The following is a 14,494-nucleotide window of genomic DNA, read 5'->3' on the forward strand; positions in this document are numbered from 1 at the left end:
AACAGAGAATGAGGGGACAACATGGCAGTAAAGAAATTGGCGATTCGTGAACTGGTCGAATTTATCTTACGAAGTGGTAGTATCAACGAAGGAAAAAGCAGCAATCACACACCACAAGAAGGTGCCAGAATTCATCGGAAACTGCAAAAAGAAGCAGGTCCTGACTATCAAAAAGAAGTTTGGTTAAAAAAAGTACTTGAAATTGCAGAAACCACGGTCCAAATCGAAGGACGTGCAGATGGAATTTATCGCAAAGAGGATCAAGTATTTATTGATGAAATTAAAACGTCAGAGACACCTTTTGAGGAACTAGAGCCAGGAATCATCAACCTATACTTTTATCAAGCCATGGTTTACGCTTATATTTATAGTGAACAAGAAGAATTAACCGAAATCAGCACACGATTGACATATTTCCAAACAACTGAAGAAAAAATCACTCGAGAAATTCGGGTATTTACCTTTGTCGAATTGACTGATTTTTTTAATAACTTAATCGAACGTTACGAAAATTGGCTGGTCTTCCAAATACAATGGCGTAAAACACGAAATGATTCATTAAAATCATTAACCTTTCCATTTGATAGTTATCGTGCGGGACAAAGAGAATTAGCTGCTGCGGTTTATAAGACTATTCATGCTCAGCAGAAACTATTTGTTGAAGCACCAACGGGCACGGGAAAGACGATGTCGACACTTTTTCCGACATTCAAAGCCATGGGAGAAGAGTTGGGAGAACGTATTTTTTATTTGACCGCCAAAACGATTACTCGTCAAGTCGCTGAGGAAACAGTGACGAAACTTACGAAAAAAGGAGCGCGCATTAAAAGCGTTACAATCACAGCAAAAGACAAAATTTGTTTTTTAACTGAACGAAATTGTACACCTGAACATTGTCCATTTGCGAAAGGCTACTATGATCGAGTCAATGATGGCTTGTGGGACATGTTGAATAACGAGGATCAATACACAAGACCGGTTATTGAAAAATACGCACAAAAACACGAGCTTTGTCCATTTGAACTCTCTTTAGATGTGAGTCGTTTTTGTGATCTGGTCATCGGTGACTACAATTATTTATTTGATCCGACAGTCTATTTACGTCGTTTTTTTGAAGAAGAAGATAAAACAAATTTAGTTTTAGTTGATGAAGCTCACAATTTGGTCAATCGTTCAAAAGAAATGTATTCGGCGAGTATTTCACGAGAAACTATCGCAAGAATTCAAAAAGACTTAGATAAAGCTTTTAGAAAACTAATTAAAGCTTTTAAAAAAGTCGATAATGAGTTCGAATTAATTTTACAATCTTTAGATGGAAAAGCATATCACCACCAACAAACGGCGCCAGATAGCCTTGTTAATAGTCTTTTTAAATTACAAGAACAAATTAAAGAGTGGTTAGCAGAATATCCAGATCATCCAGTCCAACAAAAGATGCTGCCGATTTATTTTGAGATTTTACGATTTACAAGAATGAGTGAATATTATGATGATCATTATCAAACAACGGTAGAGCACAAACGTTATGATTTGATTGTTAAAGAATTTTGTATTGATCCGTCTTGGTTTTTGGAGCAAACAATGGAGAAAGTCGGTAGCAGCATTTTATTTTCGGCTAGTTTTTCTCCCTTAGATTATTATCAAGAAGTCTTAGGTGGTGGTGAGGAAAGTCTCAGTTATCGGTTACCTAATCCATTCCCTGCAGAAAATCGTCTAGTGATGGTAGATGCAAGCATTCAAACAACTTATCAAAAAAGAACACAAAGTATTCCTAAAATCGTTTCATCGATTGAGGCATTGGTGAGGAGCAAAACAGGTAATTATCTCGTTTTCTTCCCTTCTTTTCAGTATCTTGATCAAGTGGCAGCTTATTTTCATGAAGTTTACCCAGAAGTTACGATTCAAATTCAAGGCACAAAGTTGAGTGAAGTAGAAAGAGAAGCATTTTTAGCATCCTTTGATGAGCGACCTGAAAAAACGATGATTGGTTTTTGTGTATTAGGCGGAATATTTTCTGAAGGGATCGATTTGGTTGGTGACCGTTTGATTGGTACAATCGTAGTTGGAGTGGGCTTGCCGCAAATTAACCATGAACAAGAGTTGATCAAAGAGTATTACGATGAAAAACAAAATCAAGGATTTAGTTATGCTTATCAGTTGCCAGGGATGAATAAAGTCATACAAGCTGCTGGGCGCGTTATTCGTACGATGTCAGATCGAGGAATCATTTTATTATTAGATCAGCGTTATACAAATCCGCATTATCAAAACTTATTACCAATTAACTGGTCAGATCGTAAAGTTGTTTATAATTCAGAAGATATTAACAAAACAGCCAACGATTTTTGGCAGAATAATAGATAAAAAGAACCAACTATTAAAGGCTAGATTAAACTTCTAACTTTTAATGGTTGGTATTTTTGTAAATAAAGAGCTATAAATATCGCAAACAAAATATATAAAAACATTTGATTCTCAACTTCACTAGCTAGAGATCACCAACAAAAAAGTCGACTTATGTTGTCGACTTTAACGAAAATTGCTAAATTGTACGTCTATAGGTAGTTCAAGTTCTTTTACTAATGAGATAACTTTTTGTAGATCATCTCGACTTTTTCCAGTGATTCGCAGTTGATCATCTTGAATTTGAGCTTTGACTTTTATTTTGCTGTTTTTGATTGCTGTGGTAATTTTTTTTGCGCTGTCTTTATCGATACCATTGACAAGTTCAGCACTTTGGCGTGCATTGCCACCTAAGGCGTGTTTAGAAGACGAAAATTGAATGTTTTTTAACGGAACTCCGCGTTTGATCAATTTGCTGAACAGTACGTCTTTGACTTGTTCTAATTTGTAGTCATCTTCTGCTTTGATTACTAATTGATTTGCTTCTAGTTTGATTTCAAATGGGCTTCCTTTAAAATCAAACCGATTTTTTAATTCTTTCAAGGCGATTTGAATCCCGTTTTTGACCTCTTCTTTGTTTAATTCTGAAACAATATCGAAGCTTGCATCTTTAGCCATAGTTGTCCTCCTAATTCTTTTCTTATAGTTTATCAAAAAATGCTAAGAAAGTTATGATTATTCTCCAATAAGTTGTTGAAAACGATTGATTAATAATGAAAGAACCTGTTACTCTATTATAGGTTTGAATTAAAGGAGGATTATCAGATGCGGAAGGTTATCAATTATACATCAAAAGATTTAGCGAAAAAAATCTTTGTCATTTTATTTACCGGTTTGACTGGTGCAGTCGGATTAAATTATTTTTTGATCCCAGCAAATGTATTTTCAGCAGGAATGACCGGGATTGCCCAAATTGCGGAACATTTATTATCTACTACTGGTTTATCGATTGATACCGGGATCTTGATTTTTCTTCTGAATGTTCCAGTATTTATTTTAGGTTTTATTAAATTAGGAAAATCTGCGATGATTCTAAGTTTTGCTAATGTGATTTCGATGTCCTTTTTCACGACATTAGTGCCTGTTGGTCAAGTGACGGACAATGTATTGATGAATACCATCACTGGTGGGGTCTTGCTTGGAATTGGGGCAGGGTTTTCATTGAAATTTGGATTCACCACTGGCGGTTTAGATATTGTTTCTTTGTTGTTATCTAAAACAACTGGACGAACTGTTGGAAATTATATGATGTTGTTAAATGGTGTAATCGTAATCGTAGCAGGATTTTTCTTTGCTTGGGAAAGTGCCTTATATACGATTATCACGATTTTTACGATGAGTACAGTAGTCGATTATGTCCATACGAGTCACCAAAAAATGACAGCATTTATCAGTACTAGTAAAAGCAGTGAGATGCGTGCAGTTTTAAGTAGTGAATTGCTTCGAGGTTTGACGGTAATCCCAGCTCGTGGGGGATTTAGTTCTAGTGAGCGGGAAGTCATCATGATTGTGTTTACGCGCTATGAACTATACACTTTAAAACAAGTCGTAGCAGATGTAGATCCAAATTCATTTACCAATATCGTAGCAACTGATTCTGTTGTAGGAAGCTTTTTAACACAAGACGAACAACAATTATTAAAAAAATCGCAAATTGATAAATAAAGATTCAAGATTAGAAAAAATAGGTAATCTGAAATACTTCAGATTACCTATTTTTTAGTATAATCAATGAAATGAATTTTGTAGGGAAAAAGCTAGACTTGTACTGCGTAGGAAATTAATAACAATACAGATAAACTACAGATTTCTGGTATAAACTTCTTTTGGAGGGATAAACAGTATGGTTATACGAATTTTACTTGTAGAAGACGATGAAACGATCCGTAACACAGTAAAAGCTTTTTTGATTGAAGCAGGATATGAAGTAGATGCATGCTCTGATGGAAATGTTGCACATGAAAAATTTTATGAGCAAACGTATCAATTGGTTATTCTCGATATCTTATTGCCTGGTATGGATGGATATCAGTTGTTGCGTGAATTTCGCAAATTAAATAATACACCGATTTTGATGATGACTGCTCTTTCTGGTGATGAAAATGAGATCAAAGCTTTTGATGAAAAAGCCGATGATTATGTAACCAAACCTTTTAGAATTCAAGTATTGCTAAAAAGAGTTGAGGCGTTGTTAAGACGTTCAGGTAGTTTAGAAAAAGTGATTCATATAGGGAAATTGACACTTTTTCCTGAAAGTTTTAAAGCCATTTATGCAGAAGAAGAGTTGAGATTAACGGTAAAAGAATTTGAAATCTTGATGTTGTTGGCTCAGAATAAGGGTCAGACACTTTCCCATGAAATCATTTTGTCTCGAATCTGGGGCTATGATTTTAACGGGGATGAGGGTACGATTCATACTCATATCAAAAATCTGCGGCGAAAATTACCAGAAAAAATGATAAAAACAGTCCGAGGGATAGGGTATTATTTGGAGGAGCCGGTATGAGAAAATACGGCATCTTTCTTAAAATCTTTAGTTACACGATTATTGCCATGTTGTTTTTAGTGTTAATAACTGCAGGATTATTTTTTAATCAATTTTCAACGCTTTATAAATCTGTAGAGCGGCGATCTATTTATGAATCCTATCAACCATTGGTACATAAAGTAAAAGATGGTCAGTTTGAGACGATTTCACAAACTGCTCAGGATTTTTACCAAAAGAATCGGTCATTTGAATTTATGATCACTGATAAAAATGGAGAAACGCTATTTTCAACTCCAAAAGCGGAAGAACAATCATTGAGTACACAAAGAGATTTTTTCTTTGTAGTAGATAAAGATGAGACGACGGGTTATTCAATCATCGCGCTGACCAGACCGACACTGACAAAATTTTATCATGAGATGATTCTGCGTGCCTTGCTTATTTTTTTATTTATAGTCAGTCTATGCCTAGTAATCGGGTATCTTTTTACTAGACAGCTGGTTGATCCCATAAAAAGTTTAGCAAAAGATACAAAAAATATGGCAGATCTCCAAGAAGTCCAGCCACGTTTTTCAGAGCGAAAAGATGAGTTAGGGGACTTATCGCGAGACGTTCATTTGATGTATCGCAAACTAAAAAAGACCATCGCTCATCAGCAAGATGAGATTTTAAGAGAACAAGAAATTGAAGCAAATCAGCGGTATTTCTTTTCAGCGGCGTCCCACGAATTAAAAACTCCGATAGCAGCTACTAGTATTTTATTAGAAGGGATGCTAGCAAACATTGGTGATTACAAGAATCATCCAAAATATTTACGAGAATGTTTAGATCTGATGGACAAACAAAGTGAGTTAGTCTCTGAAATTTTAGAGATCGTCAAATTGAATGAAGGAAAAGTACTTTTTACTTTTGAAAAGGTAAAGTTACGGGAAATCATTGAAGCGATACTTCGTTCTTATCAGTCACAGATTACTGCGGCAAACCAACGAATAGAAGTAACTATTCCCGCTGACATCGTTGTTTTTTGTGATCAGAATAGTTTAAAGAAGATCTTGTCAAATGTGTTAGCAAATGCTGTACAAAATTCGCCAGAAGAAGCGTTAATCCGTATTTGGACAGAAGAACAAAGTGGTAGCTGTCGACTAAATATCTTAAATACAAAATCAGCTATTGCACCAGAGACACTTACAAAAATTTTTGACCCATTTTACAAAGTCGATAAAGCACGGACTGATAAGAACACACGTAGTGGTTTGGGACTGACGATTGTCCAAAAATTATTACAAGAGATGAAGCTCTCTTTTTCATTAGAAAATACTTCAGAAGGTGTTCGATTTTACGTAGATTTCCCAAAAGAAGAAGCAAGCAAGAACAACAGTTGACCACTGTTGTTCTTTTTTGTCTACAGGGAAACTACAGATAGTATCCAGTTTGTTTACAGATTGATCTGACATACTGCAATGGTAAAAGAAATTCATTGCCTTATGGAGGAGATAGTATGAAGGAAAGAAAGTATAGATAAGTAGTTCTAGTTGGTTTGCTACTCGTTTACTTATCAATAGTCATTGGAGCGATCATCAGTCAAACAGAGAATCTGGGCGGACGAAGTATTAATGTTATTCCTTTTTCAAATAATGGAAGTTTTAGTAACGGATTTGAATGGCTTGAAAATATATTTTTATTTCTGCCGCTTGGCTACATCCTAACTGGTTTATATTCTGGCTCGCGTCAACTTTGGGTGATTTTGCTGAGAGCTTTTTGGGTAAGTCTAAGTATCGAATTTATTCAGTTTATTTTGGCTAAAGGAACTGCAGATATAGACGATTTGATTACGGCAAGTATCGGAAGCGGTCTGGGAGTCGGGGGATTTTTACTTCTAACAACCTTTTTTCGACAAAAGAATTACCAGATCATGACTAGCCTAGTTTTAGTATTGAGTCTAGGGCTGTATCTTACTTTTTCCCACATAATTCACCAGACGTCTTTTGGTGCATTTACTGCCGAAGCTCAATCAGAAATAGAAAATAATCAAGATTGGGAGCTTTTGTTAGTCAATCAATCACATCCGATTCCTAAAAATTACGAGGTGACTCTCAAAAAACTTTCAAATGGACAAATGATCGATCAAAGGATTTACTCACCTTTACAAAAAATGTTTGATGCGGCTAGAAAGGAGGGCGTTTATCCTATTGTTGTTTCTGGTTATCGCAGTGCAAAAGAACAACAAAAAATATTAGATGAAAAAAAATCAGCCTATCTGGCCGAGGGATATTCTGAAAAACAAGCAAAAGAAAAAGCTGAGCAGTGGGTGGCCGTACCGGGGACTAGTGAACATCAATTAGGAATCGCGGTAGATATCAATGAAGATAAATTTCACTCTTCTTCGACTGAAGTGTATAACTGGTTGAAGCAACATGCGCATAAGTTTGGTTTTATCAATCGTTATCCAGTTGATAAAACAGCGATAACTGGTGTCATTAACGAACCGTGGCATTATCGCTACGTCGGGATTGATGCGGCAACAAAAATTTCTGCACAAGGCTTGTGCTTAGAAGAATACGTGTTGGGATAACAAGAAAAACTATCAAAAAAATTGAAAGAAGGATTTAGATGAAAAAAACGATTGCTATTTTATTTGGAGGCATGTCAGAAGAACATGAAGTTTCAATCAAATCAGCAAAAGAAATTGCTGCCAATATCGATGTAGCAAAATATCAACCAATTTATGTAGGCATTACAACAGACGGTCAATGGAAAAGGTGTGTAGAGCCTGAAGAGTTTTTAAATCCAGCAGAGCTGCCTACGATAGTTTTAGTGCCAGATCAAATGATTCATGGGCTAGTGCTTTTAACGAATGGAAACTATCAAATAATCCATATCGATGTAGTTTTTTCAGTATTACATGGAAAAACCGGGGAAGACGGGACTATCCAAGGTTTGTTTGAATTGTCAGGGATTCCTTATGTAGGCTGTGACATTCCAAGTTCTGTTTTGTGCATGGACAAAGCACTGACTTATCTCATTACTAGAGATGCTGGATTTCATACACCAAATTTTTTAATCTTACAACAAGATGAACAAATCACTGATCAATCATTAACTTATCCAGTTTTTGTCAAACCTGCTCGGTCTGGTTCATCGTTTGGCATCACCAAAGTATCTCGAAAATCAGAATTACACCAAGCTATTGAGATTGCTAGAAATTACGATCAAAAAATCTTGATTGAAGAAGCCGTTTCAGGGATCGAGGTAGGTTGTGCAGTATTAGGAAATTACACGCAATTGTTTACTGGAGAGGTCGATCAAATTACATTAAGTCATGGTTTTTTTAAGATTCATCAAGAAAAAGATCCCGATAAAGGGTCAGAAAACTCCTTTTTCACCGTACCTGCAGCTTTGCCTTTGGAAAAACAAAGAGAAATTCAGCAAACAGCAAAAAATATCTATAACTGTTTAGGCTGTATCGGACTTGCGCGTATCGATTTGTTCTTAACAGACGATGGACGATTGGTGATCAATGAGATCAATACAATGCCGGGATTCACTTCCTATAGTCGTTATCCTAGAATGATGAAAGCAGCAGGAATATCTATTTCTCAATTAATTGAAAAAAGTATCACCCTTGCCTTAGAAAAATAACCAGGTCAGCAGCTTTTTCCCATGAGAGAAGACCGATACTTTGGGAACTGCGAAAGACCAAATCAGTGAAGTTAACGAGTGGATTCAAAAGCTAATTATCATTTACAAATGTTTGCAGATAGAGTAAAATACTGTTGAAACTCGAAAGGGAGTGGATCAAGTGGAAGAGAATGCACCAAAATGGACCGATACAGAAGTAGCTGAAATCAAAGAAACGATTTTGACTGCTTTGGAGTCAGTAATTGACCCAGAATTAGGTATTGATATCGTGAATCTTGGCTTAATATATGAAGTAGAATTTGAACAAACTGGTAACACTGTGATCAAGATGACTTTGACCACTATGGGTTGTCCGTTAGCGGATATTTTGACTGACAACATCCAATCAGCATTAGCTGAGATTCCAGAAGTAACCAATGTTGAAGTGAAACTCGTTTGGTATCCAGCATGGACGACAGATAAGATGAGCCGTTATGCACGGATTGCACTTGGTATCAGATAGAGATCATTGATCAATAATGCAAAATAGAAAAAGCTTAGTGAGTAAAAACTCACTAAGCTTTTTTGCTTGATAGAGGAGAAAGAAGCTGAATTTAAAGCTTTCTTGAAGGTTCTTTTTATAAAAAAACTCAAATTTTCATTGTAATTTGTATTTTATTTCACTATACTTAGTTCGAATAAATAGGAATTTTGGAGGTGAGGGAATGTTTATTAGAAGTCGTCGTTGATTTGGGCTATCACGAATTCTTAGAGTTTCTAAGCAAAAAATCACGAAAAGCATTCCTTCACCTATTTTAACTGGTTTTTAAGTATTTGATTAAAGATCATTTTTTGGAGAAGGCATACCCGATAAGGTATGTTTTTTTGTTGTGGCTAGAAATTCACGTGAACAACTGATCATAGGTGCTTTGTTAGCACTGAGAAAGAAGATGAGGAAAAAACGAATGAAAAAACAAAATTTAAGTAAAAAAGGTATGTTGTTAGGGATCATTTTAGTTTTACTTGTGTTGTATCTGTTTGTTCCTTCAGTACACGAGGGAACTCACACGATTATAAAGATGTTTGCTAGTGGAGATTTTGAAATAATACGCCGATTTGTTGCGTCTTACGGTGCATACGCTGCTTTAGTATCCTTTTTCTTGATGATTTTTCAATCAGTTGCAGCACCGCTGCCAGCATTTTTAATCACATTTGCTAATGCGAATTTATTTGGTTGGTGGCAAGGCGCAATTTTATCTTGGGTCAGTGCGATGGCAGGAGCAGCATTATGTTTTTTTATTGCGCGAATCTTAGGACGGGATGTAGTTGAAAAATTAACAAGTAAGACTGGTTTACAACAAATCGATGATTTTTTTGAAAAGTATGGTCGATTGAGTATCTTGATTGCACGACTATTGCCATTTATGTCTTTTGATATTGTCAGTTATGCGGCTGGTTTAACATCGATGTCATTTGGCAGCTTCTTAGTAGCAACTGGGTTGGGGCAGTTACCGGCAACGATCATTTACTCTTATGTTGGCGGCATGCTGACAGGAGGCGCTCAGATGGTGGTAACGGCACTGTTGGTGTTATTTGCTTTATCAGCATTAATCGTTTTGCTTCGAAAATTATACAAAGAACGATCTAAAAAGATCACACATCATTAAAAAAGGGGATAGTAACGATGAAAAAAATTAGTTTATTAATTACTCTAGCAGCAGTGGCACTGGTTGGATTAAGTGCATGCGGGAGCGGCGAAAAGTCTGCTAGTTCAGATTCTTCAGGAAAAGATCAAAAAGAATTAGTGGTAAATAAGGATAAAAAAGAAATCATGTTTGATGCAACGGTCAACGGGACATATTTTAGCGAACCTACTCGGCACCTGGTTGTGTATGAAGGAGGCGCTAACGGTGAAAAATCCATTTTGCGCGGTCAAACGGATGAAAAGAAAGTATACCAAGCTCTCAAAGATATCGGGGCAGAATCTGGCGACAATCTAACCGCTAAGGATATGAAAGCTGATTATAAAGACGGCAAAAAAATTGACGGCGACAAAGTAACTGTTTTCTTGAAATGGAAAGGCCATGATGAAATTCCGGCAAGAGAAGCGGTTAAGTCGGATAAAGACTATACACCTGATTTTCGATTTGGCGGTAACTTAGCAAGTGCGAAGAAAAACAATACTGGTTGTGTTATCTGCTTAGATAGTTGTGCAACGGGGATTGTTAGTGACGCCGCTTGGCCAGTTGGAACGACAGAACAAAAGGTCAATAATTTTTATGGCAACAAAAAAGTCTTACCAAAAGATGGTACGACGGTCCAAGTCATCATTCGTTTAGCTCAATAAGCCTATGCTGAAAGGAGTAACGATTCTTTACAATAGTTTTTGGTGGGCGATGACATTGGCACTTATCTGTTTTAGCAACGAGTGGCTGCAAATGCGGATAAACACAGGTTGGATCTTTTTTGGAAGCTGGCTTTTACTAGTGCTGCTGTTAACTCGTTTTATGACACGTCGCCTATATTTAATCAGTGGTCAGTTTGCTTTTTTTAATGCAGTAGGTTGTTTTGCCCTCAGCATATTCGTTATTGGCTGGCAACGCTTGTCTATTGTACCAGCATCATTGATTCGGGAAGGACTGCATCAAACAACTTTGCCTTTTTCGGTTATCAATCAGGTCTTGAGTATCTGGTTGGTAGTCGGCGGAGGATTGATTGCTGTGAGCAATTTTAGATCCAGGTCAACAGAATAACTTAGAAAAATATTGTTAAACTCATTGATCGCGATTCCGGTGCAATCAATCGTTCCAAAAGAATGTGTTTCCTGACTAGAACTACTTGTCATAGAAGCACATTCTTTTTTTATCTCCAATTACAAAGGAAAGAATTAAAATAGAATATTTTTATAAATAATAATATCGCATACGAAATTACTATAAACCATCATCTTTTTTACTAATGACTTATAAGAATATAGAGATAAATGATAATTATCTTAGAGTATACTTATAGAGAACTTTCGTTTACACTAGCCATAGGCTTTCGAGTGGGAAAATTGGAAGCTGTGAGTAAAAGTTGCAATGTTAAATAACGAAAGTAATGTTTATGGTAGAATTTGTAAGGAGTATGAGATATTGCAACGGAAAAGTAAAAAGAGGGATGATAGATGGAAAATGTAAAGAAGAGATCACAAACGGTTAGATATATAGGAATTTTTTTATTGGTTTTACTAGTTGGGCTGTTCTACGTGAAATGGTTCCCATATTTTCAAAAAGCATTAGCAGCAAGTTCGACACATTCAATCGGGGATGCCATTATTAATGTTGGAAAAGAAGCGCCAATTTTTTCAATAGAATCTGGAATGACATTTACTATTGCTTATTTCAATTCCGTATGGAAAGCAGTCGTTTTAGGATTAATCGTTGGTTCATTGGTTCAAGTATTGATTCCTACGCAATTAATAAAAAAATATTTGGGTGGCAGTAAATTCCGAAATTCCGTGTTTGCTATGGTACTAGGGATGCCAACTATGATGTGTACTTGTTGTACAGCACCAGTGGCCGTGGGATTAAAACGTTCACAAGCATCTGTCAATAGTGTCGTGGCCTTTTTCTTAGCTAATCCATTGTTAAACCCAGCAACTTTAGTATTTATGGGTTTTGTTCTTGGGTGGAAATTCACTTTTCTTCGCCTCATTTTTGGAGTTATTGCCGTTTTAGGAATTGCGACGATCGTTTCAAAAGTTTCTAAGGCAAAACGTGTTCATGTTCCAGATACTAAAATGTTTGATCCAATCGAAGAGACACAACAAGGAGTGATTGTCCGTTGGATCAAGGCTTTTGGACGACTGATTATTGAAAGTATTCCAGCTTACATCGTCATCGTCTTTATTCTGGGAGCATTTCAAGGCTTGTTATTTCCAGCAGTCAATAGCGGACAATTAAATAGCGGGATCATCGCAATTGTCTTATTTTCTTTAGTAGGGACCTTATTTGTCATTCCAACAGCAGGTGAGATACCAATTATCCAAGTTTTGTTAGCATTAGGGCTTTCTAGTGGACCAGCAGCGACATTGCTGCTTACTTTACCCGCAGTCAGCATCGTCTCATTAAGTTTGTTGAAACCAGTATTTACTTGGAAAGAACTAGGAATCATTGGCAGTGGGATAATTTTACTTGGAATTGTTGCCGGTATTTTCGGTAGTTTTATCTTATAAATTAATCATAAAAAAATAGAAGGTTAGATAACTAGTCTAACCTTCTATTTTTTTATATAAGCAGCAGTTTTTTCTGATTAAGGCTTGTTATACTACCTATAGAAAACTGATTTTAAAAGAGATATACTGTGTATTACTAGGAGTGGATACAATGACTAAAGGGTTTCAACCAGAGATTACTATTAAAGAAGCAATTGAAAATATCGATAAGAATAATTTTCTTTTACCGGCGATTCAGCGAAAGTTTGTTTGGAGTCCAGAACAGATTGAACTATTATTTGATAGTATCATGAGGAAATATCCAATAAACTCATTAATGCTATGGGAGATTACTTCTGATGACATCAAAAATAACTATAAATTTTATTCTTTTTTACGAAAGTACAAACAACGTTTTGGGGAAACAAATGCATACTTCAATTCCAAAGGCAGAAGTGATCACTTTTTTGCAGTAATTGATGGTCAACAGCGACTGAACAGTCTGTATATCGGCTTGAAAGGAACCTATGCCATGAAATTGAGCCATAAATGGTGGGTCGATAATGAGGACACTTTACCGCCGATGAAACTTTATCTGAATATAACAAAGCCTTATGAGCAAAATACAGAGATTGATAAAGAATATGAATTTAAATTTTTACGAAAAGAAAAAGTGGCGAAAGAGAATGCATTGAAAGAAAAACATTGGTTTGAAGTTGGAGAAATACTAGCTATGGAAAAACCGAAAGATCAGTTTACTTACTTAAGAAACAATGGTTTGGAAGATAATGACTACGCGCAAGAAACACTCGACCTGCTTTCGATGACAATAAATAAAGATAGAATCTTGAATTACTTTGTAGAAGATGAGCAAAATCCGGATAAAGTTTTAGACATCTTTATCCGAACTAATGATGGCGGGACCAAACTGACGTTTTCAGATCTGCTGATGTCTTTTTTGACTGCCTACTGGCCAGATGCAAGAGAGAATTTTGATGAACTGATTAGAGAAGTCAATCAATTTGGCGATTTCTCGATCACTCCTGATTTTATATTAAAGACCACTTTGGTTTTGTACTCCAATGATATTAAAAGCAGAGTCAAAAACTTTGATAAAAAGCTTATTATGAATATTCAAGAAAACTGGGATAGGATTCGTAAGTCTATATTACACACAGTCGAAATGATTTATAGATTAGGTTTTGAAAATCGAACGTTCCCTGCAAAGAATGCGGCGATTCCGATTATTTATTATGTATATATCAAACACTTAGAAGACGAAGTAGTAAAAACTAGATTTTTGGATACAAAAGATAAGAATGCCGATTCACAGATCATCAAAAAGTGGTTATTATTGGTCTTTTTGAAACGTCTATTTGGCGGACAGTCTGACAGTGTCTTACAAGATATTCGAAAGGTGATCAAGGCTTCAGCGGCTGAAACGTTTCCTTTATCTGAAATAGTCGCCAAAGCAAAAAGCAATCCAGTTAAAAATTATTCATTCGATGAAGACATCATAAATGGGCTATTTGAAGTCCAGTTTGGTTCGGAAGATGCTTTTTTTGTTTTATCCTTATTCTATCCTGATTTGGATTATTTTAATCAGAACTTTCATATTGATCATATTCATCCAAAATCAAAATTTCAAAATAAACAATTTATGACCGAACACTTTACTGATGAAGAAATCAAACAATCGGCGATAATTGGAATAAGCTGGGAAATCTGCAACTACTGAATAATGAAAAAAATATTTCTAAACAAGACAAGTCATTGATTGAGTGGGTGAA

12 protein-coding genes and 2 pseudogenes are annotated in these 14,494 nt (G+C 35.9%); 13 read left to right on the plus strand and 1 reads right to left on the minus strand.

Annotation, left to right across the window (positions count from 1 at the left end; genetic code table 11):
* Positions 1–21: 21 nt before the first annotated feature.
* Positions 22–2,364, plus strand: coding sequence for an ATP-dependent DNA helicase (locus tag P7D84_RS04340; protein WP_311805194.1), 2,343 nt, complete (start codon positions 22–24; stop codon positions 2,362–2,364).
* Between the two features lie 165 nt (positions 2,365–2,529).
* Here P7D84_RS04340 and P7D84_RS04345 read toward each other — a convergent pair whose 3' ends face one another.
* On the minus strand, positions 2,530–3,021 hold the full coding sequence (locus P7D84_RS04345; protein WP_311805196.1) for a YajQ family cyclic di-GMP-binding protein: 492 nt from the start codon (positions 3,019–3,021) through the stop codon (positions 2,530–2,532).
* A 147-nt stretch (positions 3,022–3,168) separates the two neighbouring features.
* On the opposite strand from P7D84_RS04345, the gene P7D84_RS04350 reads away from it, so the two are divergent.
* The 12 genes and pseudogenes from P7D84_RS04350 to P7D84_RS04405 all read left to right on the plus strand — a co-directional run bounded on the left by P7D84_RS04350 (position 3,169) and on the right by P7D84_RS04405 (position 14,442).
* A complete protein-coding gene (locus P7D84_RS04350; protein WP_311805198.1) occupies positions 3,169–4,068 on the plus strand; it encodes a YitT family protein in 900 nt (299 codons plus the stop codon).
* A gap of 178 nt (positions 4,069–4,246) precedes the next feature.
* Complete coding sequence (locus tag P7D84_RS04355; protein ID WP_311805200.1) at positions 4,247–4,909, plus strand: response regulator transcription factor; 663 nt, start codon at positions 4,247–4,249, stop codon at positions 4,907–4,909.
* Positions 4,906–6,273, plus strand: coding sequence for a sensor histidine kinase (locus tag P7D84_RS04360; RefSeq protein WP_311805202.1), 1,368 nt, complete (start codon positions 4,906–4,908; stop codon positions 6,271–6,273). Before P7D84_RS04355 ends, P7D84_RS04360 begins: the two co-directional genes overlap by 4 nt.
* Positions 6,274–6,428: 155 nt before the next feature.
* Positions 6,429–6,758: pseudogene (locus P7D84_RS04365) on the plus strand (VanZ family protein); the annotation flags it as partial.
* Positions 6,759–6,887: 129 nt separating this feature from the next.
* A pseudogene (locus P7D84_RS04370) lies at positions 6,888–7,463 on the plus strand (M15 family metallopeptidase); the annotation flags it as partial.
* A 38-nt stretch (positions 7,464–7,501) separates the two neighbouring features.
* Complete coding sequence (vanA, locus tag P7D84_RS04375) at positions 7,502–8,530, plus strand: D-alanine--(R)-lactate ligase (protein ID WP_311805204.1); 1,029 nt, start codon at positions 7,502–7,504, stop codon at positions 8,528–8,530.
* Between the two features lie 160 nt (positions 8,531–8,690).
* The gene (locus P7D84_RS04380; protein ID WP_137603288.1) at positions 8,691–9,032 is read left to right on the plus strand and encodes a metal-sulfur cluster assembly factor; all 342 of its coding nucleotides are present in this window, start codon (positions 8,691–8,693) and stop codon (positions 9,030–9,032) included.
* A gap of 442 nt (positions 9,033–9,474) precedes the next feature.
* Positions 9,475–10,176, plus strand: coding sequence for a TVP38/TMEM64 family protein (locus tag P7D84_RS04385; RefSeq protein WP_311805205.1), 702 nt, complete (start codon positions 9,475–9,477; stop codon positions 10,174–10,176).
* A gap of 17 nt (positions 10,177–10,193) precedes the next feature.
* Positions 10,194–10,856 (plus strand): YdjY domain-containing protein, encoded by a 663-nt coding sequence (locus P7D84_RS04390; protein WP_311805206.1) that lies wholly within the window; start codon positions 10,194–10,196, stop codon positions 10,854–10,856.
* Positions 10,857–10,860: 4 nt separating this feature from the next.
* On the plus strand, positions 10,861–11,262 hold the full coding sequence (locus P7D84_RS04395; RefSeq protein ID WP_311805207.1) for a hypothetical protein: 402 nt from the start codon (positions 10,861–10,863) through the stop codon (positions 11,260–11,262).
* A gap of 413 nt (positions 11,263–11,675) precedes the next feature.
* Positions 11,676–12,725 (plus strand): permease, encoded by a 1,050-nt coding sequence (locus P7D84_RS04400; protein WP_311805208.1) that lies wholly within the window; start codon positions 11,676–11,678, stop codon positions 12,723–12,725.
* Positions 12,726–12,876: 151 nt separating this feature from the next.
* A complete protein-coding gene (locus tag P7D84_RS04405) occupies positions 12,877–14,442 on the plus strand; it encodes a DUF262 domain-containing protein (RefSeq protein ID WP_311805210.1) in 1,566 nt (521 codons plus the stop codon).
* Positions 14,443–14,494 lie beyond the last annotated feature (52 nt).

The sequence above is a fragment of the Enterococcus dongliensis genome, from assembly GCF_031927985.1.
Classification (GTDB): Bacteria; Bacillota; Bacilli; order Lactobacillales; family Enterococcaceae; genus Enterococcus_A; species Enterococcus_A dongliensis.